This window comes from Klebsiella sp. K-Nf6 (assembly GCF_002806655.1).
Lineage (GTDB): Bacteria > Pseudomonadota > Gammaproteobacteria > Enterobacterales > Enterobacteriaceae > Klebsiella > Klebsiella variicola.
The window spans coordinates 338,273-359,808 of record NZ_PIBN01000002.1 but is presented as its reverse complement, the minus strand read 5'-3'; the positions used below and the strand labels follow the sequence as shown (position 1 = coordinate 359,808).

The 21,536-nt window shown below is 58.2% G+C and carries 16 protein-coding genes and 1 pseudogene; 8 read left to right on the top strand and 9 right to left on the bottom strand.

Annotation, left to right across the window (positions count from 1 at the left end; genetic code table 11):
* Complete coding sequence (locus CWM61_RS05990; protein ID WP_100630910.1) at nt 1-888, top strand: LysR family transcriptional regulator; 888 nt, start codon at nt 1-3, stop codon at nt 886-888.
* Between the two features lie 172 nt (nt 889-1,060).
* Nucleotides 1,061-2,005 carry a LysR family transcriptional regulator gene (locus tag CWM61_RS05985; protein WP_012542009.1) on the top strand — a complete coding sequence of 315 codons (945 nt, stop codon included), beginning with the start codon at nt 1,061-1,063 and terminating at the stop codon, nt 2,003-2,005.
* Here CWM61_RS05985 and CWM61_RS05980 read toward each other — a convergent pair.
* Nucleotides 2,002-3,069, bottom strand: a complete 1,068-nt coding sequence (locus tag CWM61_RS05980) for an ABC transporter substrate-binding protein (protein WP_074386083.1) — start codon at nt 3,067-3,069, stop codon at nt 2,002-2,004. The two genes, CWM61_RS05985 and CWM61_RS05980, sit on opposite strands and share 4 nt — an antisense overlap.
* A 223-nt stretch (nt 3,070-3,292) precedes the next feature.
* On the opposite strand from CWM61_RS05980, the gene CWM61_RS05975 reads away from it, so the two are divergent.
* The 3 genes from CWM61_RS05975 to CWM61_RS05965 are packed head-to-tail and all read left to right on the top strand — an operon-like array spanning nt 3,293 to nt 7,412.
* Nucleotides 3,293-4,861: an ABC transporter permease gene (locus CWM61_RS05975; RefSeq protein WP_074386082.1), complete on the top strand. Its 1,569-nt coding sequence runs from the start codon at nt 3,293-3,295 to the stop codon at nt 4,859-4,861.
* Nucleotides 4,858-5,601: an ABC transporter ATP-binding protein gene (locus CWM61_RS05970; RefSeq protein WP_061154870.1), complete on the top strand. Its 744-nt coding sequence runs from the start codon at nt 4,858-4,860 to the stop codon at nt 5,599-5,601. The genes CWM61_RS05975 and CWM61_RS05970 overlap by 4 nt, the downstream gene beginning before the upstream one ends.
* 23 nt (nt 5,602-5,624) lie before the next feature.
* Nucleotides 5,625-7,412: an aryl-sulfate sulfotransferase gene (locus tag CWM61_RS05965; protein ID WP_074386081.1), complete on the top strand. Its 1,788-nt coding sequence runs from the start codon at nt 5,625-5,627 to the stop codon at nt 7,410-7,412.
* A 176-nt stretch (nt 7,413-7,588) separates the two neighbouring features.
* Here CWM61_RS05965 and CWM61_RS28770 read toward each other — a convergent pair whose 3' ends face one another.
* Complete coding sequence (locus tag CWM61_RS28770; RefSeq protein WP_133122268.1) at nt 7,589-7,849, bottom strand: hypothetical protein; 261 nt, start codon at nt 7,847-7,849, stop codon at nt 7,589-7,591.
* 74 nt (nt 7,850-7,923) lie between these two features.
* On the opposite strand from CWM61_RS28770, the gene CWM61_RS05960 reads away from it, so the two are divergent.
* The gene (locus tag CWM61_RS05960) at nt 7,924-8,178 is read left to right on the top strand and encodes a hypothetical protein (RefSeq protein WP_061154867.1); all 255 of its coding nucleotides are present in this window, start codon (nt 7,924-7,926) and stop codon (nt 8,176-8,178) included.
* Between the two features lie 60 nt (nt 8,179-8,238).
* Here the strand turns inward: CWM61_RS05960 and CWM61_RS05955 are convergent, their stop codons facing one another.
* The 5 genes from CWM61_RS05955 to CWM61_RS05935 form a co-directional block, all read right to left on the bottom strand.
* Entirely contained in the window at nt 8,239-9,012 is a 774-nt protein-coding gene (locus CWM61_RS05955; RefSeq protein ID WP_100630909.1) for a hypothetical protein, read from the bottom strand.
* Nucleotides 9,013-9,136: 124 nt separating this feature from the next.
* Complete coding sequence (locus CWM61_RS05950; RefSeq protein ID WP_100630908.1) at nt 9,137-10,528, bottom strand: heavy metal sensor histidine kinase; 1,392 nt, start codon at nt 10,526-10,528, stop codon at nt 9,137-9,139.
* Nucleotides 10,512-11,213, bottom strand: a complete 702-nt coding sequence (locus tag CWM61_RS05945; protein WP_061154864.1) for a heavy metal response regulator transcription factor — start codon at nt 11,211-11,213, stop codon at nt 10,512-10,514. The genes CWM61_RS05950 and CWM61_RS05945 overlap by 17 nt, the downstream gene beginning before the upstream one ends.
* Nucleotides 11,210-14,290 (bottom strand): efflux RND transporter permease subunit, encoded by a 3,081-nt coding sequence (locus CWM61_RS05940; RefSeq protein WP_100630907.1) that lies wholly within the window; start codon nt 14,288-14,290, stop codon nt 11,210-11,212. Before CWM61_RS05940 ends, CWM61_RS05945 begins: the two co-directional genes overlap by 4 nt.
* On the bottom strand, nt 14,287-15,420 hold the full coding sequence (locus tag CWM61_RS05935) for an efflux RND transporter periplasmic adaptor subunit (protein ID WP_074386214.1): 1,134 nt from the start codon (nt 15,418-15,420) through the stop codon (nt 14,287-14,289). Before CWM61_RS05935 ends, CWM61_RS05940 begins: the two co-directional genes overlap by 4 nt.
* 156 nt (nt 15,421-15,576) lie before the next feature.
* Between CWM61_RS05935 and CWM61_RS30095 the strand changes: the two are divergent.
* Both CWM61_RS30095 and CWM61_RS05930 read left to right on the top strand, forming a co-directional pair.
* Nucleotides 15,577-15,681 (top strand): annotated as a pseudogene (locus CWM61_RS30095) (hypothetical protein); the annotation flags it as partial.
* Between the two features lie 78 nt (nt 15,682-15,759).
* Nucleotides 15,760-16,629, top strand: a complete 870-nt coding sequence (locus CWM61_RS05930) for an aldo/keto reductase (protein WP_100630906.1) — start codon at nt 15,760-15,762, stop codon at nt 16,627-16,629.
* 24 nt (nt 16,630-16,653) lie between these two features.
* On the opposite strand, the gene CWM61_RS05925 is transcribed toward CWM61_RS05930, so the two are convergent.
* The gene (locus CWM61_RS05925; protein ID WP_100630905.1) at nt 16,654-18,852 is read right to left on the bottom strand and encodes a glycoside hydrolase family 2 protein; all 2,199 of its coding nucleotides are present in this window, start codon (nt 18,850-18,852) and stop codon (nt 16,654-16,656) included.
* Complete coding sequence (locus tag CWM61_RS05920; RefSeq protein ID WP_100630904.1) at nt 18,842-21,535, bottom strand: response regulator; 2,694 nt, start codon at nt 21,533-21,535, stop codon at nt 18,842-18,844. The genes CWM61_RS05925 and CWM61_RS05920 overlap by 11 nt, the downstream gene beginning before the upstream one ends.
* Nucleotide 21,536: the final 1 nt, after the last annotated feature.

Here is a 21,536-nt window from a genome sequence, read left to right as displayed (position 1 = left end):
ATGACACCCAAGCAACTCGAGGTCTTTATCAGTATTGTTCAGCTAGGTTCAGTGACAGCGGCAGCGGCGCAGCTGGCCATGTCGCAGCCTTCGGTGAGTAAAAGCCTGGCGCTTATCGAGCAGCAGATGGGGTTCAGCCTGTTTGAGCGCTATCAAGGCAAGATGCAGCCAACCGCGGAAGCCAGAGCGCTGTATAAAGAGGCGCTGCGCGTGCATCAGGATCGGCTTCGTTTTGAGCGTTTTGTTGATCACATCCGCCAGTATCGCGTTGGTCAGTTGCGGGTCTGCGCCACGCCTGCGCTGGCGCTGAATATATTGCCACTGGCGGTGGCGCGTTTTCGCCAGACCTTTCCCGATTATGGTGTGGTGGCGGATATGTGTCTCAACAATCAAATTGAGACAGCGGTTGAAGAAGGGCGTTACGATCTCGGTTTTCTGGTGAAACCCGGCTACGAACCAGAGGATAACCCGCTGGCCATCTGCCGGGGCGAAATGGTGTGTGTGCTGCCCGAGCAGCATCCGCTGGCGCAGCAGACGGAAATCCGTTGGCAGGATATCCCGACGCGCGACCTGGTGTATATCACGACCGACGCGCGGCTGGTTGCCATGATTGCCGAAGAGGTGCCGGCGTTCCGCCAGCGCCAGGTGGCGGCGGTAGAAACCAACCGCTACAGCATGGCGATTAATCTTGTCAGACACGGCAACAACAGTATGACTATTGTTGACAGTTTCTCTCTACAGGGCGTCGACACCAGCGGTCTGGCGGTGCGGCCGTTCCGTCATGCGTTGCCGGTTTCTGTCGTCGCGGTGACGGATGGACATAGCACCCTGTCTCAGCCGGGCGAAGTGTTTGCGAAAGTGATGACGGAATTAATGGCTGAAACATGAGATCAGCGTGAGGCTCTGTGGCTGGCCGCTCTTGCAGATTCATCACTATTCTGCAACGCGAACTTTCACTCCCAGTCACCGTGGACTAACTCACCGGGAGTGGTGTCTGTGGTTTACCGCCAGGCCGCCTTCCAGTACTTTTGTTGAATAGTAGAGGGAAGGGAGTGGATCGATGCATCTGGATTTTCGCCAGTTACGCAATTTTGTGGCGCTAGTGGAGTACGGCAGTTTTAATCGTGCGGCGGAGGCGGTTTGCCTGTCGCAGTCGGCGTTTAGCCGCAGCATTCAGGCGCTGGAGCAGAGTGTCGGTCATCCTTTATTCGACCGCCAGAGCAAGCTACCGACGCTCACGCTGCATGGGCAAAAGCTGCTGCCTTATGCGCGCCGTTTTCAGGAACTCAATATCGAGCTCAGTAGCCAGCTGCGTGAGGCGGACGATGCGCAAAATGGCGAGGTCGCTTTTGGCTGCGGCCCGGCCCCCGGCGCGAGGCTGATTCCGGCGGCCATCGGTGAGTTTCATCGTCTTTTGCCGCAGGCGAGGGTGCGTTTTCACATTGATAACTGGCTTGCTCTGCATCAGGCGCTTACCTCCCAGCACTATCCTTTTGTGGTCGCCGATAGCTGGCAGGCCGAGCTTGACCCGCAGTTACGCGTGCAGCCGCTCAGCCCACAACGCTGTTTCTTTGTCTGCCATGCCGAACATCCGCTGGCAAAACAGGGGACGATCTCGATTCAGGAGATGCTGCGCTATCCTTTTGCCGCCCCCTATTTGCCGCCGGGGGTACGCAAGGTACTGGCAACCCTCAGCCAGCAACAGGACTTTACGCCCGCGATCCAGTGCGACCATATTTACGCGCTGCTTTCCACTCTGGCGCAAACCCACGCGATAAGCTTCGCCAGCGAGGACGGCTTCGCGTTGTGCCAGCACAGCCATCGGCTGGTGAAACTGGAACTTAGCGATCTGCCAGATGAGTGGCGGCTAATGCAGACCCGGTTTGCCATTATCTCCCCGGTTCATGCGATTCAGCCGCCGCTGGTTGAGAGGCTGATTGAGATTATCCTCCACACCGACCGTCAGCATCAGCTTCAGCTGCTGGCGCAGGAGGAGGGGGATTAACCGGCGTTTTTCGCCTCACCTTTGGCATCGTACAGTGGCCAGCGGTTTTCCAGTTGCTGCGTTTTCAGCGCCTGCTCGACAAACTGGCCGTCCACCCACTGCTTAACGTCAAAGGCGCTGCGGATCAGACGACCCGATTTAGCCTGCTCGACGCTACTGCTGAAGCTGTCGGTCAGGAACGGGTCAATACGCGGTGAGGTGGTAAAGTTCAGATCCTGCGGCTGCAGCGCTTCCAGAAATAACGCCTTGGGGATCTGGCTTTGCTGCGCCATCTCGGCAGACCAGGCGTCTCGATTAGCCGGATCGCTGATTTCAGCGGCATTCTTCACCAGCACATTAACGATCTGCTGAGTCGCCTGCGGCCAGGTCTCGATAAACGTCTGCGTGCCGAGGAACCCCGCCTGGGTGGTGTTCTGGCGGCCTGAGTCGCCGCTTTTAACCACCACATCAATTTTGTCGCCGCGTAGCGCCAGCAGGGAGACGCCTCCCCATACCGCATCGACGCGACCGGCCGCCAGCGCTGCTTTACCCGCGTTCCAGTCAAGGTTGATGACCTGCAAACTGCGCTCATTGAGGCCGGCGGTTTGCAGCGCCCGGTCAAAGGCCAACTGGTCCGCCGTACCGCGATAGACCGCTACCCGTTTGCCTTTCAGGTCGGCCAGCGTTTTAATACCCGAGGCTTTGGTTACCGCGAGCCAGGATTCCGAGCCGCGGCTGCCCAGAAGCAGGCGTGTCGGCAGACCATTGGCCTTACCGATAATCGCCGCCAGATCGCCGAGGTAAACAAAATCAAGCTGTCGGTTGGCTAACGCTTCATTCACCGCCGGGCCTGCCCCCTTGAAAAACTGCCACTGCACTTCCACACCCTGCGGTTTAAACACCTCTTCCAGCTGATGGCGGATAAACGCCATGCCGACCGGCCCCTCAATAAAAGGTTGACTGCCTGCGCTCTGATCCGGCACGCCGATGCGAATGGTTCGTAGCGTCTCGGCCTGGGCGTTTGCCGCCAGACCGATGACCGTGACCAATGCCAGCAAGGTGCGGCTAAAAAATGCTTTCATCATAACGTATTGCTCCCTTGAGTTTTTTTCTCACCCTAAAGAGCCGGCGGGCGGTGTGTTAAATGCTTTTATTCGCCAAGCATGGGTGAAAAAAAGCTAAATCAGACGCAGCGTGCCCGCCAGGCTGAAATGCATTCGATGCATCGGGATTATTCACCTTACGCAATAGCGGGGCAGCGTGAGTCACGTTTTCATAGCGGCATCACTTTCCGATGAGTGGACCGATATGTCGCAGATGATCTTAAGAACCGATGCCCCTGGCAGGCCGGGTTTCCGGCTTAACGGCTGGCCGTGGCTGCTGCCAACGCTACTGCTATTGCTGTGGTACATCGCCGCCCGCGAGGGATGGATGCCCGCGCAAATTTTGCCCGCGCCGTCGGTGGTTGCCGATACCGCGTTGTCGCTGCTGAGCGGCGATCTGCTGGCGCAGTGGGGATTTAGCCTCCAGCATCTGGCGCTTGGCCTGCTGCTGGGCGCCATCGCCGGCACGCTGCTCGGGGCGCTGTTTGGCCTGGTGCCAGCGGCCGCGCAGCGGGTGGAACCGCTGTTCTACGCGCTGGCGCAAATTCCGACGCTCGGCTGGATCCCGCTATTGATGGTGCTGTTCGGGATTGATAACGGCCTCAAGCTGGCGGTTATCGTGAAAACCACCGTGGTGCCGATGACCATCAACACTCAGCAGGCAGTTGCCAGCGTGCCGCTGACCCTGAGCGAAGCCGGCAGGGTGATGAACTTTTCCCGCTGGCAGCGGCTGCGCTGGCTGGTGATCCCGGCAAGCCTGCCGGGCTGGTTTACCGGTCTGCGTCTGGCGCTTTCGCAGGCCTGGGTATCGCTTATCGTTGTCGAGCTGTTGGCTTCTTCAGAAGGTATTGGCTACCTGATGGTCTGGGGCCGCCAGCTGTTTCAGCTGGATATTGTCTTCGTCACCATCGCGGTGGTTGGCCTGAGCGGCATGTTGATGGAGTGGGCGGCGAATCGGGCCTGTTCCCGACTGGTGTTCTGGCCGCAGCCAGCCGCCGGACGCCTGGCGTGGAAACCGCAGGCCAGCTGGCGGGCGTTGCAGCTGCCGATAGTCCTGCTGGCGCTGTGGCAGCTGGCCAGCCAGTGGGGCTGGATTGATGGCGGATTATTCTCTTCGCCGCTGGCGGTGGCGGCGCGTTTTGTTCAGGGGATCCTGAGCGGAGAGCTGAGCGCCGCGATGCTGGCCAGTCTGGGGAGAGCGGTTGTCGGCGGCGCGCTGGGGATTGCCGGCGGTTTGCTGTGCGGGCTGTTGCTGGCGCTGCGCCCACGCGCCGGACAAATTTTCACCCCCACGCTTAACGTGCTGCGCCATATTGCTCTGTTTGCCTGGCTGCCGCTGCTGACGGCATGGGTGGGTAACGATAACGGCGGCAAAATTGTCTTTATCGCGCTGGCGTCGTTCTTTCCGATGTTCTTCAGCACCCTGCAGGCGGTGCTTCAGCGAAATCCGCAACTCGATGAAGTCGCCAGGGTACTGCGGCTGGGCGAATTCGCGCGCCTGCGCCGGGTCATTCTTCCCGGTGCCGCGCCGGGGATCTTCGCCGGTCTGCGGCTGGCGCTGATTTACGCCTGGCTTGGCAATATCGGCGCGGAATATTTCATGTCCTCCGGCGTCGGGATCGGCAGCCTGATGATCAATGCCCAGCAGCTGCTGGATATGCCCACCATTCTCTGCGGCATGGTGCTGGTCGGTATCACCGGCGCGGCGCTGGATAAAGCCGGACGTTTACTGGAAATGCGCGCCACCCGCTGGCGTCAACAGGAGCAGTTATGACCTCTTCAACTCTGGTCTCTTTTCGCCACGTGCGTAAATCCTGGCAACAGGTGACGGCGCTACAGAATTTCAACCTGGATATCGCCGCCGGTGAACTGGTCGCGCTGGTGGGCAGCAGCGGCTGCGGTAAATCGACGCTGCTACGGATGCTGGTGGGCCTTGAGTCAGCCACCCAGGGGGATATTTGTATTAACGGCGAGCCGGTCACCGGCGTGGGCAAAGAGCGCGGCATTGTGTTTCAGGAGCCGCGCCTGTTTCCGTGGCTTAACGTGCTCGACAACGTGATGCTCGGCCTGGCAGATGAAAAGCTCAGCCGGGCGACGAAGCGCCAGCGGGCACTGGAGATGCTGGCGCGCGTGCAGCTCAGCGAGTTCGCCAGCGCGCTGCCCGCGCAGCTTTCCGGCGGCATGGCCCAGCGGGTGGCTATTGCCCGCGGTCTGGTGGCCCGCCCGCAGATCCTGATGCTCGATGAGCCTTTCGGCGCGCTGGATGCCCTGACGCGTCACACCCTGCAGCAGGAACTTTTACAGATCCACCAAAGCGCGGGAACCACCACGTTACTGGTGACGCACGATGTGGAAGAGGCCGTCGCCCTGGCCGATCGCGTCGTCGTGCTCTCACCGCGTCCGGGGCGGATACGAGAAATCGTGAACCTGGCGCTGCCTCATCCGCGCCAGCGTGATGATGACTCGTTTACCGCCGCCTGCCGCCACATTCGCAACCTGATTACTTCTGTCTGATTTTATTATTTAAGGAGCAACATATGGGACATCCTTCCGTTTACCCGACCGGCGCCACACTTTATGATCCGCAGCGCGCCTGGAGCGGCTACACCCTTTTCCAGGCCACCGAACACGGCGCGGTACTGGTGGATATGAATGGTCACGTGGTGCGGGAATGGCCTGAACTGCATGGGTTTCCCAACAAAATTCTGCCCGGCGGTGCCATCCTTGGCCACAGCGGCGAGCGCGACCCGCGCTATGGCATGCAGGATATGCTCGATCTGATCCAGGTGGACTGGGAGGGCAACGTAACCTGGAAATTCGACCGCTACGAACAGGTCAGCGATCCCGGCAACGAAACGCGCTGGATGGCGCGCGCTCATCACGACTATCAGCGAGCGGGTAACCCGGTCGGCTACTACGCACCGGGGCTGGAGCCGCAGGTGGATGGCGGCAATACCCTGATCCTCGCCCACACCAATCTGGTTAATGAAGCGATCTCCGACAAGCTGCTGCTGGACGACACCATTATTGAAGTCGACTGGCAGGGCAATGTGGTCTGGGAGTGGCGCTGCAGCGACCATTTTCATGAGCTGGGCTTCGACGATGCGGCACGCACCGCGCTGTACAATAACCCGAATATGCGCGCCAGCGGCGGCGGAATGGGCGACTGGATGCATATCAACTCGATGTCGGCGCTGGGACCGAATAAATGGTATGACGCCGGCGATGCGCGCTTTCATCCTGATAACATTATCTGGGACGCCCGCGAATCCAACATTATCGCCATTATCGATAAGCAGAGCGGCAAAATTGTCTGGCAGCTCGGCCCGGACTACAGCAAACCGGAGCTGAAGCACATCGGCTGGATCATCGGCCAGCATCATGCGCATATGATCCCGCAGGGGCTGCCGGGCGCGGGCAATATCCTTATTTTCGACAACGGCGGTTGGGCCGGATACGGTGCGCCGAATCCGGCGTCGGCGGATGGGGTGAAAAACGCCTGGCGCGATTATTCACGGATCCTTGAGATCAACCCGCTGACCCTCGATATTGAGTGGCGCTACTCGCCTTATGAAGCGGATCTGCCGCAACCGACCGACTCCTATCGCTTCTACAGCCCGTATATCAGTAATATGCAGCGCCTGGAAAATGGCAATACGCTGATTAACGAAGGATCGAACGGCCGCATTTTTGAAGTGACCCGCGATCACGACATTGTCTGGGAATATATTTCGCCGTTCTGGGGCAAGACGCTGAATAATAATATGGTTTACCGCGCCTACCGCATTCCTTACGCGTGGATCCCGCAGCTTGCGCAACCGCAGGAGACGCCGATTGCGGCAGTCGATGTCCGCACTCTGCGTCAGCCGGGCGCGGCGGCGGCGGGCCCGGCGCAGAGCGTGGTGCGCGTGGCGGGCGTACAGCCGTACAGTAAAAGCGCCGATGCGCTATGCGTAGCTACCGATAACGATACGCTGCGCCGCAGTCCGAAGCTGTTCCGCGTTGCGGAAAGCGCATTCCGGCCGATAAGCGCGGCGAGTGAACTGCAGGGTGAACGACCCGTGCTGCTGTTCGTTGGCGCGGAGCGCTGTGTGCATTGCCGTAAACTCTGGCAGCTGCTGGCCCATGAAAAACTCAGCCAGCGTATTGCTCAGTTTGAAACGCGCTATCTGGATGCCGATTTGCATCAGGAACTGGCCAGCGACCTCGGCGTACGCGGCCTGCCGACGCTACTGCTGATAACATCGGGCCAACCGATATCGCGCGCACCGACGCAATACTCAGTGGAAAGTCTGCTCAACTGGTTGAACAGTGTCAGCCTGTGATGCTATCCGGTTGAGAGGATAACTGTGGCGCTGCGGCTGAGTCTGGCGCAGCGCTTAACCAGCCAGTGATGAGCAGTGGTTGCCTGATGATGTCAGAAAACCATGGTTAAACCTTACAAGGTCGCGACGTGCCGCGACCTTGTACTATTAGCTATCCATGCTATCTCTCGTTTCACTTAATTAAGTCTTAATATTTCATCCTGATAATTCATGTGGTTTTTAACTAACGAGTAATCTGGCGATGAAGAAAATATTATTCCCCCTCGCGCTTCTGCTACTGGCAGGCTGTGCCAGCAAATCCCCGCAACAGATGAACGGTCGTGAACTGGCGCGGTGCGCATGGAAAGGGAATGCTGATTGCAAAACTGAATTGCAGCACCGCCTGCAGATGAAGCAGGGTACGCCAACGGCGGTAAGCTCGCCAGCACCTGCGGCATAAGCTTATTCCTGCTCTTAACGGACGGGAATTATCCCGGATGTGACTCACTTAAATTTAATAATACGGATAACTATGATGAAACAATTCGCAATGGCGCTGGGTATCTGCGCGCTTATGGTTTGCGGCGCCGCCAATGCAGCAAATGGTCAGATGATTTCAAAAGCTAAATCAGCCTGCCAGAATAACCCGACGCAGTGTTCCCAGGCCAAGTCCACGGCAAAAGCGGATGCGCAAAAAGAAGCGAAAGCGGCTAAAGCAGCCTGCGCTAAAAATGAGACCGCCTGCAATAATGCAAAAAATAACGCCAAAAATGCAGTGAAAAAGTAATAACGAGACGGTGGGGGAACCCACCGTCATCATAGTGACGCTTGTTCTACCATTCTGCCATTATCTTTCAGCAGAACGCTTACGCCAGTCGTGCACCATCAGCCAGGCAATCATGAACATAATCGCGAGCCCGAAAATCAGGCTGGTGAGGTTTGCCCCTAAGCCGATACCACCGTTATCTACCGGTTGTGAAAGTAAATCTCCGCAGGCTGCGCCGAATGGGCGGGTCAGAATATACGCCGCCCAGAAGCAAAATACGCGGTTTGCTTTAAAGATAAAACAGGCGCCGGTGATAATCAGGATCCACGTCCCGAAGAACATTGCCGCACCGTAATAACCCAGACTCACGCCTTCCGCCAGCCAGTCACCTACCGCTGTACCGAGGGCAAATGTGGCCAGAATCGCCAGCCAGTAAAATGATTCACGGCTCCGGTTATCGATGTGATGAATCGACAGCGTACCTTCCCGCCGGTACCACGTGACAAAGATGACCAATAAGAGGACGCTGAACACCAGCGAAGAGAGCGCCAGCGGTACATGCCAGGCATCGGTTAAGTTATCTGTGATCAAGGTGCCGAATACGCTAATAAACACGACCGTGACCCAATACAACACCGGCTGATAGCGTGTGGCCCGCATCTGGAAAAAGATCGACAATGCGAGCAGCGCGCCAGTCACTATTGAAGTATTGGTTAAACCAAACTGCAAATCCATATTAAGGAAATCTGCCGCCGTTTCGCCAACGGTGGTCGACATCATTTTGATTAACCAGAATACAAGCGTAATCTCAGGTACTTTATTGAGCCACACTGAATGACTTTGCGGAATAGTCATAGGGGTCTTCTCATGTCAGGGAAAAGTGAATTTCCGGAATAAATGTTCTGCAATTATTCGCTTCTGACCATGACCAAAACTCAACGCCCGGATGACAATTTTGTCAGGTTGGCTGGCAACCTCATTACAGGGGAAGTACCAGCGTAAAGCAGCTTCCCTGGCCCGGAATACTTTCCACCTGAACGCTTCCTCCGTGTAATTCGGCAATGGTTTTTACCAGGGCCAGGCCCAGCCCGGTGTTATCCGCGCTGCTGCGTGCCGCATCCACGCGATAAAAGCGGTCAAAAATATGCGGCAAATGCTCCGGACTGATGCCCTCGCCATTATCCTGCACCGCCAGTAAGACTGAGCTGTTCGCCTGAGATGCTTTGAGATGTACCGTACCGCCCGAGCGGGTATGGCGAATAGCATTAGACAGCAGGTTAGAGAGCGCTCGCTGCAAATGCAGAGCATCGGCAGGGAAAGAGACATCCCCCTCATGGGTTAAACGGATGTTTTTATCTTCCGCCAGAATGTCGTAGTAACCGATGAGACGTTCAAATTCCGTGACGCTATTGAGTAACTCCCGGTGCAGCGTTTCGCGGCTGTTATCGGCTCGGGCCAGGAACAGCATAGAGGAAATCATGCGCGACAGTCGTTCGCCTTCTTCGACGATGGCGGCCAGGGTCTCCTGGTACTCTTGCGGGCTGCGGTCTTTACTTTGCGTCACGCTGGCGGCCGAGATCAGGTTGTTAATCGGGCCGCGAAGCTCATGAGCGATGTCGGAGGAGAAGCGGCTTAGCTGTTTAAAGGAGGCTTCAAGCCGGGTCATCATCCCGTCAAAGGAGGCCGCCAGCGCGTTCAATTCTGATGGCCAGTTTTGAGTTGCCAAGCGGGTATCCAGGTCTTCGGCATGAATATACGCAATTTCGCGACTGATTTTGCGCAACGGCAGCAGGCCACGCCGTGCGAGCCAGTAGCCAATGGCCGAAAAAACCACAATGGCCAGCGCTACAGCAATCTGCATCCGCTGCCAGTAATCTTCAATGATTTCATTGTTTCGCGAGACATTCAGCGCAGCCTGAACCAGCCACGGTTGATTGCCTTTCAGGATAAAATTGGTTGACGCGATCAGGTACTTTTCCTTTATCTCTCCTTCGTGATAACGCCATGAACGGTACGTAAAGTCACGGGATGGCGGGGGGAAAACTGCTTCTGGCGCCCGCATAGTCTTCGACTGCGCCCAGACTTTCCCATCAGGGCTGATAATGCGCAGCGAAAGCCGGTCCTGGCGGGCGATAAATTCGAACAGTTCCTGTTGCCAGAGGTCGGTTGGCCCCTGACGTTCGCTGATGGTGGTGGCAATCTCCTGCTGGTACTGCAGGGTGCTGCGCAGTTCGTTCTCATCCTTCTGGCTGAGCTGATTGCGCATAGTGGAGTACAATAGTCCGGAGACGCTGTACAGCACCAGCGACATCGCGAGGGTAAAGTAGAGCGTCAGCCGGAGGGTTATCGACATATTACGCGGGATCTGCATCTTGTCTCTCTTCCAGCACGTAGCCTGCGCCGCGAATGGTGTGAAGCAGTTTCACATCAAAACCATCATCAATTTTGCTGCGCAGACGGCGGATAGCGACGTCAATAACATTGGTTTCCGGGTCAAAGTTCATATCCCAGACCTGTTCTGCCAGCACGGTACGCGATAATACTTCGCCGCTGCGACGCATCAACAGGTTAAGCAGTAAAAACTCTTTCTGCGTCAACTCGATGCGTTTTCCATCACGAATAACGCGATGTTTATGGAAGTCGAGCTGCAGATTGCTGATTTGTAATACGGCGTCTTCCAGCGGTGTGCTATGGACGGTTTGACGACGCATGATGACGCGTACTCTCGCCAGCAATTCGCTAAATGAAAATGGCTTAACCAGATAATCTTCCGCACCCAGCTCAAGCCCTCTGACCCGATCCTCTACGTCATCCCGCGCGGTCAGAAACATCACCGGCGTGGCTTTCCCAGCCTGGCGCGCTAACTCAAGGATTTTCCAGCCGTTCATTCCCGGCAACATCACGTCGAGGACGGCCAGATCGTAGTCGTTGGTCAACAGGTAGTGCAGTCCGTCGACACCGTTATTGGCCACGTCCACGACGAAATCATTCTCTCTGAGCCCTTTTGCGATGTAGTCCGCGGCCATTGACTGGTCTTCTACCAACAGTAGTCTCATTGTTCCTCCAGCAATTGTGCTGCATTCTCCTGTGGACGGGCTTTCCGCTCAAACAGCAGGTATAAAACGGGCGTAATAAACAGCGTGATCAGTTGAGAAAAAAGCAGGCCGCCGACAATCGCCACGCCCATCGGCTGACGAAGCTCGGCGCCCGCGCCCCAGCCAAACGCGATAGGCAGGGCTCCCATCATGGCGCAAAAGGTCGTCATCATGATGGGTCTGAAGCGCTGCAGACAGGCCTGAGTGATTGCTTGATGGGCAGATAAATTATGCTGGCGCTGCGCCGCCAGCGCAAAATCTATCATCATGATGGCATTCTTTTTTACGATCCCGATCAGCAGCAGAATGCCAATCATGGCGATAAAGGTGAGATCCAGATTGCATAGCCTTAACGCCAGCAGCGCGCCGACTGCCGCCGAAGGCAGGCCGAGTAAAATGGTCAATGGGTGGATCCAGCTTTCATACAGCACGCCAAGGATCACGTAGATCACCGCCAGCGCCATCACAATCAGCCAAATCTGGCTACTCTGCGACTGCTGGTACAGCGCCGCCTGCCCGGCGTAGCTCCCAAAGACCGAGGCGGGCATCTGCATGTCGTTCTCGACCTGAGCTATCGCGGCGGTGGCATCCGACAGTGACTTACCGGGCGCCAGGTCGAATGAGACGGTTATCGCCGGCAACTGCCCTTGGTGGTTAACCGCGGTAATTCCTTGCGCACGCGAAATGTGGGTGAAGGTGGTTACCGGTAGCAGTGTGTTGGAAGATGAGCGCACATAGATCTTCGCCAGATCGCTTTCGTTCTGACGAAACGGCTGCTTCACTTCCATAATCACTTCATAGCTGTCTTCCGGGGCGTAGATGGTCGAGACCTGCTGAGTGCCAAAGGCGGCATACAAATTGCTGCGGATCTGGCTGGTATCGACACCGAGCAGTGAGGCTTTATTACGGTCTATCTGCAGATCAGCCTCCAGGCCGTTGAGCTGCGAGTCGCTGTTGACGCCCACAAATACGCCGGTTTTTTTCATCCCCTCCATCAGCTTGTTCGCCCAGTTATTCAGCGCTAACCCATCGCTGCTGTTGACGGATTGCAGCGTGTATTGATAGCTACTTTTCGACGAGCGGCCGCCGATTTTCAGATTTTGTACCGGGCTGAAGAACACGGTGATCCCCGGCATATAGCTGGTTTCTGCTCGCATTTGCTGCACCACCTGCGCCATGGCCGGACGCTGCGAACGATCTGTCAGCGTCAGTACCACCTGCGTGGTGTCATGATCGACCTTGGTGACCATGTCAGCCACGACGGGATCGGCGAGCAACGTTTTGCCGATCTGCTGCGCCACGGCGAGGCGACCGTCATAGGACATGTCCTGTGGCGTATCAATATTCGCTGTGATCTGACCGATATCTTCCTGCGGAAAGAAACTTTTCGGCGCGCTCCAGTAAAGGAAGACCGTCAGCAGTACTGTGGTAAGTGCCGTGAGCACCATCCACATTTTATGGGCGATCGCCACCTCCAGGGCACGTGCGTAACCTTTGAGCAGGGCATCAAATCCGCGTTCGAAATAACGGCTCCACGCAGGCTGCGCTTGCTCAATCTCATGGTCTTTAATCAGCAGCGATACCAGCAGCGGCACCAGCGTTAATGACGCCGCCGCCGAGACCAGGATCGCCAGGGAAACCACCCACGCGAACTCATGGAACAGCAGCCCCAGCGTGCCTGGCATCAGGAAAATGGGCAGGAAAACGGCAACCAGCGACAGCGATATGGAAATGACGGTAAACGCCACTTCGCGCACACCCAGCAGCGCCGCCCGCCATATTGTTTCTCCCTGCTCGCGATAGCGCATGATGTTCTCCAGCACCACGATCGCATCATCGACCACCAGCCCGACGGCGATCGTCAGTCCCATCAGGGAGATACTGTTCAGGCTCATGCCCATCACGTACATCAGGGCAAATGCCCCAAGCAGCGACACCGGCACGCTGAGCGCCGGGATCAGGGTCGCGCGCAGCTGACGAAGGAACAGCAGGATCACCAGAATCACCAGCGCGATAGTCACCAGCAGCGTGATGTTGACGTCATGGATCGCCTGACGGATAGATAAAGAACGGTCGTTGAGCAGTTGCAGGTGTACCGACGGCGGCATTTGTGACTGCAGCCGTGGCAGCAGTGCTTTGATGGCGTCGATAGTTGAGACGATGTTCGCGCCCGGCTGGCGGCTGATGTTCAGTACAATTGCCGTGTGGCCGTTTACCGAGCTGTAGCTCAGGGTGTTCTCAATACTATCCTGCACGCTGGCGATATCGGACAGGCGTACCGGCTGGCCGTTGCGGGTCGCAATAATGACCTGGGCAAAGTCGGCGGCATTACGCAGGTCGCCACGGGTTTGCAGCATCATCATTTGTCGCTTACCGTCCAGTTCTCCAATAGGCGCATTCGAATTTGCCGATTTCAGCGCCGACTGCACGTCAGTGAGCGTCAGGTCCATCGCCGCGAGCTTGTCAGGATCGATTTCAACCCGTACGGCATACTTTTTCTGGCCGTTCACGGTAACTTCAGCCACACCTTTAATCGTGGAAAGTGCCGGAGAAATCAGGTTGTCGCTGAAACGGTTAAGATCCGACAGCGTCATTGAGGGCGAGTCGATGGCAATAATGGCAATGGGGGCATCAGCCGGGTTGACCTTGCGAAACGAGGGTGGGGTGGTCATTTCTGACGGCAGATTTTTCATCGTCTGATACAGGGCGGCCTGTACATCCACCGCGGCTGAATCAATATTCACCGATGGGGCGAACTCCATCACAATGGTGGTGGCCCCCTGCAGACTGGTTGAGGTCAGCGTTGATATTCCGGCGATAGTGGAGAGGTTTTTTTCCAGCGGTGTCGCCACCGATGAGGCCATGGTCTCCGGGCTGGCACCGGAAAGCGATGCGTTAACTTTAATCGTCGGGGTATCAAACTCAGGCAGCGCGGCAACAGGCAGCTTCGTCCAGCAAATGATCCCGGTCACCATCACCGCCAGCCACAGCAGCATCACGGCAATGGGCCGTGACAGACACAATTCAGCAAACTTCATGACCTGGGCTCCTGGGTTGCCGCATGGCTTGCCAGCCTGACGGTCATGTCCGGGCGCAACGCGTTAGCGCCTTCCACGACCACCCGGGTTCCCTGCGCCACGCCATTGACGATCGCCATTCCCTGCTGCATGCGCAACAGCGTGATGGCCTGCGTGGACACGCGTCTGCTGCTATCGACGAGAAAGACGAAGTGACCTTCCGGACCGTTCTGTACAGCCTGAGGTGGCAGTACCACGACATGTTGCGAGCCGGCATCGACGCTGACATCCTCAAATGCCCCCGGCCACAGCAGATGGTCGGCATTCGAAAAACGGGCTTTAAAGACGACAGTGCCGCTATCCGTACTCACGGTGTTATTGATGAAATCCAGTTGTCCCGCGACGTCTTCGCCTCTGGCATTTTTCACCCATACTTTTACCGGTCCCTGGCTTTGCGCGGCCAGTACCGCATTGAGGCTGGCTTCAGGTAAGGTGAACGAAACGCCGACAGGATCGAACTGGTTAATGCTTACCATCGGCGAGGTACTCCCGGGCTGTACCAGACTACCGATGTGGACGTTCAACACCCCGGTTTTACCACTGACGGGGGCATAAATTTTCGTGTAGCCCAGTTGCGCCTGAGCCGTCTCGATATCCTGCTGCGCGGCGCTGCTTTGTGCAGCGTACTGCTGCTGAGTACTTTTTAACGTGTCCCAGTCTGACGCCGAAATATAATTCTTCGCCTTTAAGCTGCGGCCGCGGGCGAGATCGTTCTGCGCTTTTGTCAGCTCAGAGTGGGATTCAGCCAGCGTCGCCACCGCATGGCGTAGCGTGGCTTGTTGCGTGCTATCGTCGAGGGTAAACAGCAGTTGTCCCTGCTGAACGAAATCCCCCTCCTTGAAGGCCACCGATTTTACCGTGCCGGTCACCTGAGACTGGATATCGACCTGATTGAGGGAGACCACATGTCCCTGAGTAGAGAGCCGCAGCGGGACGAGTTTCACCTGTGCCTGACTGAGGCTGACAAGCGGTTCGGCGACGTTGTGTGCTGGCGCCGCATCGCTGGTCTGGTGGAGGATACCATACGAAAAAAGGCCAGCGCCTAACATCAGACCAATGATAAGCAGGGGTCTTGTGCGAAGTAGTGTCATGATCATTCGCTGTCTGGAAGAAATAGAGGCAGTCTACTCGTGGGAACCCGACAGAAAGGCGTTAACCAGATGACAATCCTGTCATCTTGCGGTGGAAGACCGAGCAGATAATTCAGTCTGTCCTCGCGGACATGGCTGACGTGAACGCTGCCCGAGGGGGCCGTGGCGGAAGGTGTGGCGTATGACCGTCTGCGATGGCGCAGCACTTTTGACCTGAGTGGGGCATCTCAGCGCACTGCGATTAATGAATTGAATGCATAAGTCAAATCAGGAATGACAGGCTAATCGTGACCGCGTTCCTGTCTTACCATGGTGTTTTAACAAGAGGGGAGCTTCACCGTGGAATATTCCGTATTAAGTAACAACCGTAAAATGCCGATGCTGGGTTTTGGGGTGTTCAAGGTGACCGATAAAGCAGAGTGTAAGCAGTCGGTGCTGAACGCCATTCGTACTGGCTACCGCCTCATCGATACCGCTGCCGTCTACGATAATGAAGATGCGGTGGGTGATGCCGTTCGCGAAGCCATCGCCGAAGGTCTGTGTACCCGAGAGGCGCTATTTATTACCTCCAAACTGTGGGTCCAGGACATGGCCAACACCGGGATGGCGAAAGCCGGGATTGCCGCATCCTTAAAAAAATCCGGGCTGGAATACTTCGATCTTTATCTGTTGCATCAGGCGATGGGCGATTATTTCAGCGCCTGGCGCGCGCTGGAAGACGCGTATGAAGCCGGGAAGCTGAAAGCGATTGGCGTCTCCAATTTCTATCCCCATGTGTTAGCTAACTTCTGCGAAACCGTCAGAATCAGGCCGATGGTGAACCAGGTTGAACTGCATCCCTATTTCGCGCAGCCAGCGGCGCTGGAAACCATGAAGCATTATCACGTTCAGCCTGAAGCCTGGGCGCCGTTAGGCGGCGGGAGACATCACCCGTATGAAGAGGCAATGCTGCAGGGGATTGCCGATGCCCATCAAAAAACCATTGCGCAGGTTATCCTGCGCTGGAACGTGCAGCGTGGCGTCACGGTGATCCCGAAATCCACCCGCCAGGAGCGTATTGAAGAGAACTTTGCCATCTGGGATTTCTCGCTCACCGCGAGCGAAATGGCGCAGATCGGCGCCCTGGATTTAGGTTATGTCGGCGAAGCGGTGAAACACTTTAACCCTGAATTTGTTCGCGGCTGTCTGGGGGTGAAAATCCATGACTGATCGCGGCTAAGCGTGAAGCCGCCTTCATTTAGCCGCCTGAGCTGCGGCGACGGGCTCGGTATGCTGGTTAGCACCCACGCGTTTGCCGCGACGGTTGTCAATGCGGTAGACGATCGTCACGGGCTGCTGGCTGGTGGGGGTGACGGTCAGCTCTCTGATCTTCTGGCCGGCGTCGGGCGGCAGGGTCAGCGTGGTTTCTCCCTGAGCGAGCATCTGGCCATTTTGCCTGACCTGCCAGCTCAGGCGACAATCCTCACAGGCTGCCCAGGTATCGTTAATCGCCCACAGGCGCACCGTCGCCGGGCTTCCCTGACGCCAGCTGGCGGTCACCGGCTCGATCGACGGCAGGATCGGCTGATAGGCGCGCTGCAGGGCATAGTAACCCGCCTTCGGCTGGCGCAGATAATCCACCACCCCCCAGTTGATGGAGGGCCATGGCTCGACAAACATAAAGTGGAACAGGGCGGTCACCGGCTGATAACGCTGGCGGCGATAGCTCTCCGCCGCCAGCGCCACCAGCTGGGCCTGATACGCCTGGGTATTGGCGATCATTTCCTGAATATTATTTCCCCGCGGAACGCCAGCGAATTTAAAGGTCTGGAAAGGCTGAAAATTATGGTACTTCCATCGCACCCAGCCGGGGTCGTCAGCGGCGGTCGTTTTCGGCCACAGCAGATGAGCCGGGATAATGGTCTTCAGGGTGGCGAGCCGGGGCAGCGCCTGGGCGCCAAACTCGGTAATAATCCCGGTCTTCGCCGGGGCGAGCAGGTCGCGTAGGGTACCGAAATACCAGCCGGCCCAGTAGTGTTCTTCGACGGAGGAAAACCGGTGCACGATGCGGGAGGTGTCTTCCGCCAGCGCCTCGCCCACCCGCTGCGTCAAGGTCTGGTTTAAGGTTTTATGCCAGTCGGGGAAGCGTTTTTCCATCCACGGCGAGTTCCACGGTGGTTCGTTGTGACCGCCCCAGACAATAATCGCCGGCGAATTGCCGAACTGCGCCATCATCGCCCGGGTCTGGCGCACGGCGTTATCGGCGAAGGCGACGCTGTCATCGTAACCCCACTGCAGGGGGACATCCTGCCAGATCATCAGCCCCATCTCATCGGCCACCTCATACAGCGCGCGGCCCGCCACGTGGCCGTGAACGCGGATGGCATTGGCGTTCATCGCCGTGACAAGCCTGAAATCCCGACGATACTTTTTCCGCGTCATGGTGCTTAGCCATGGGGAGCCAATATAGTTGCTGCCCTTAATGAACAGCCGTCTGTCGTTGATGCGCCAGCCCTGATTATCCGCCAGCGCTTCCACTTTACGTAATCCGGTGCGGGTGACGGCGGTATCCATCATCCCCCGGTTATCCGCAAGGGTGGCGCGCACCCGGTACAGGTTGGGTTTGCCCGCGCCCACGGGCCACCAGAGCTTTGCGGACGGCATGGGCAGCGAGACGTGCAGGACACCCGCGGTTTTCTCCAGGGTGACCGCGAAGGCCTGTTGAAAACGCGGGCCGGAAAAATTGTCCGGGGTAGCCGTCAGGCGTAGCGTGACGGGGCCGGGCGTCACGGCGCGATAGCGTATTTCGGCACGCAGCATGGGCTGCTCCAGCCCCTGTTGCCAGTCCGGGCGCAGGATCACCTCGTCGATGGTGACGCCGCGGCTCAGATGGAGCTTCACCGGCGCCCAGATCCCCCCGGAGTTGGCATCCTGCCCCTGAACCGACCAGGCGCCGCCCGGGCGGGTGTCGTGCTGATTCAGGATCCCTTTCATCAGCGTTTTGTGCAGCGGCCAGATCTTTTGCGGGTCTTCATAGGGGCTGTCGACCCGCACGGCGAGCTGATTATGGCGGCGTACGGCCCCGCTGATGTCCACCGGGAAGCGCTGAAAATAGCCCTCGTGCCGGGCCAGCGTCTTGCCGTTGAGCGCCACCTCGGCAAAGTAATCGACGCCGTCAAACACCAGCGTCGCCATGACATCCGGCGACAGGCCATGCAGGGTAAACTGATGGCGATACCACAGGGCACCCTGATGATCGTATCCGGCGCTGTACCAGTTTGCCGGTACCCGCAGCGTGCGCCAGTCGCCGTCGGAAGCCTGCGCGCCGTTGAAGGCGCTGTCGTTGGCGTCATGCACCCGCCATTGTCCGGCCAGTGACCAGGTCACCGGCGCAGAACCGGCATGCGCCAGCGGCAGGCAAACGACCAGCAGCAGAAGGCGTCTATGGATCACGGAGAACCTCCTGCGATCTGCGATGTAGCCACCGGTGGCAGCTTGTGGTCGCCTCGGCCAGCGCGTCGCGCAGGTCATCTGGCACGGTCTGGTCGGGCGACGTCGCCTGGCTCTCCAGTTGCTGGAGCACCCCGGCAAGGCGTTGAAAGCCGAGGGTGACCGCCTCGCCGCGCAGCTTGTGGGCGGTACGGCGCCACGTCTCCCGGTCATTGGCGTCAATGGCGTGGGTGAGGGCGATGATTGCGGCGTCAAGCCCTTCAGCGAAGAGTCCCAGCAACTCCTCGACCAGCTCCGGATCGTCGGCGCACTGTTTTAGCAGGTGGGCCTCGTCCGGCAGGCCTGCCTCTTCGTCCGGACCGCTATCTTCCGCTGCGCCGACGCGGGCGATGGCTTCCTTCAGCGCCTCCTGGCTCACCGGTTTGGCGATATAGTCGTCGAAGCCCATCGCCAGACAGCGATCTCTATCGCCCTGCATGGCGTGGGCGGTCATGGCAATCGCGGGCTGGTGCTCCCGGCCCCGCGCCAGCGTCTCTTCGCGCAGCAGGCGGATGGCGGTTTCACCGTCCATCTCCGGCATTTGCAGATCGATCAGCAGGAGATCCCAGCAGGCGGCGCGCCAGCGCTCCAGCGCCTCCCGGCCGTTATTCACCACTTCGCAGCGGTGGCCAAGCTGTTCCAGCAGTCGTCTGGCGACCTTTTGATTCACCAGGTTATCTTCGGCCAGCAGGATATGCAGCCCGGCCTGGGCCTTGATCGGCACCGCAACGGGGGCTGGCGTTGACGCCGCCACCGGTGCGGGAACCAGAATCCCGGCGATAACCTGATGCAGTTCGCGCTGCGCCACCGGTTTATGCAGATAGTGGGCGATACCGATGCGCTTAAGCATATTGGCGTCAAAATGGCGGCTCATGGAGCTGAGCATAATGATTTGGCTTTGTCTGGCCTCGGGCAGGGCGGAGAGCTCCAGCGCCAGCGACACGCCGTCCATATCCGGCATCTGCGCATCCAGCAGGATCAGCGGCCAGGGCGGCCCTTCGGCGGCCCGGCGTAGCGCCTCGCCGGCGTTGTCCACGCAGCTTGGCATCAGCCCCATCTGGCGAAGCATGGTGTCGAGCAGGCGCAGGTTGGTGCTGTTGTCGTCAACCACCAGCACCCGCTGGTTGTTGAAGCGGCTCAGCGGAGCGCTACCGGAGGCCGCGGCGTTCAGGCCTTCCAGCGGCAGGGTGAAGGCAAATTCGCTGCCCGCCCCGGGCTGGCTCTCCACCGTCAGCTCGCCGCCCATCAGGCTGACCAGGCGGGCCGAAATGGTTAACCCCAGCCCGGTGCCGCCGTAGCGGCGGGTGGTGGAGCTATCGGCCTGGCTGAAGGCCTCGAAGATCGCCTTTTGCTTCTCTGGGGCGATGCCGATCCCGGTATCGCGAATGCGAAAGCGCCAGCGGTTTTCGTCGCCGGCCGGCGCTATCGCCAGCAGGACCTCCCCCTGATGAGTGAACTTCAGCGCATTACCCAACAGGTTTGTCAGAATTTGCCGCAGCCGGGGGCCATCGACGATCAGCACCTCCGGTACCGCAGGGGAGATATCCACCAGCAGCTCAATGCCCTTTTCGCTGGCGGCAGGCATATGCGGGCGGATCAGCGACTGGATAAAGGGGCGGATCTCCAGCGGCTCTTCGTCCACCTGCATCTTGCCCGACTCAATGCGTGAGAAATCAAGAATGTCGTTAATAATGTGCAGCAGCGACTGGGCTGAGCTCATCACCAGCGAAAGGTACTCCCGCTGCTCCGCGGTCAGCGGCGTATCGAGGCACAGTTGCGTCATGCCGAGAATGCCGTTCATCGGGGTGCGGATTTCGTGGCTCATATTGGCGAGGAAGGCGCTTTTCGCTTCGTTCGCCTCGCGAGCCTCCTTCGCCGCCTCAATGGCCAGCAGCTCTGCGGCTTTGCGCCGGGTAATATCCTGCAACGTCCCGATCACCCGCTCTGCCTGCTGCTGCATATTGAGAGTGACGATCTGCCCGGAGAGCAGCATCCAGCGCCAGCCTTGCGTCGGGTGCTGGACGCGAAGTTCGCATTCAAAAACCGGCATATGTTCGTTTTGCGAGGCGATCATCGCCTGCTGCAGGGTAGTGCGATCGTCCTCGTGAACCAGATTGAGCATAAAACGCAGCGGATAACGCCACTGTGCGCGCGACTGGCCGACCATCGCCAGCAGGGTGTCATTCACCTGCAGGTTGTCGTGGGAGACCTGCCAGTCCCAGATACCGATCTGGATCGACTCCGCGGTGAATAAAAAATCGTCGTGAAGCTGGTGACGTGCGCGTCGGGCCTCGTCAAGCTCGGTGATGTCGGTATGCAGACTGACAATTCCACCATCCGCCAGCCGCTGATGCTGAACGTAAATCCGGCGGTTGCCCGACTGGCGGACCTCGCAGTGGTTCGTCTGGCGGCAGTTGCGGATAATCATCTCGCGTAGCGTCTGTTGCCGGCCAGGGTCGATGTTATACCCGGCATCGATGAACTTCTCCGCCAGGCTCTCCAGGGGGGCACCGACGGCCAGCCAGGGCGCGATCGCGGGATAAAACAGCGCCACCTTATCATTCCAGGCCTGCAGTCGTTCGCGCTCATCGTAGATCATCACCGCCGAGGGCAGGACGTTGAGGTCGACACGGTTAGCGGCGCACATG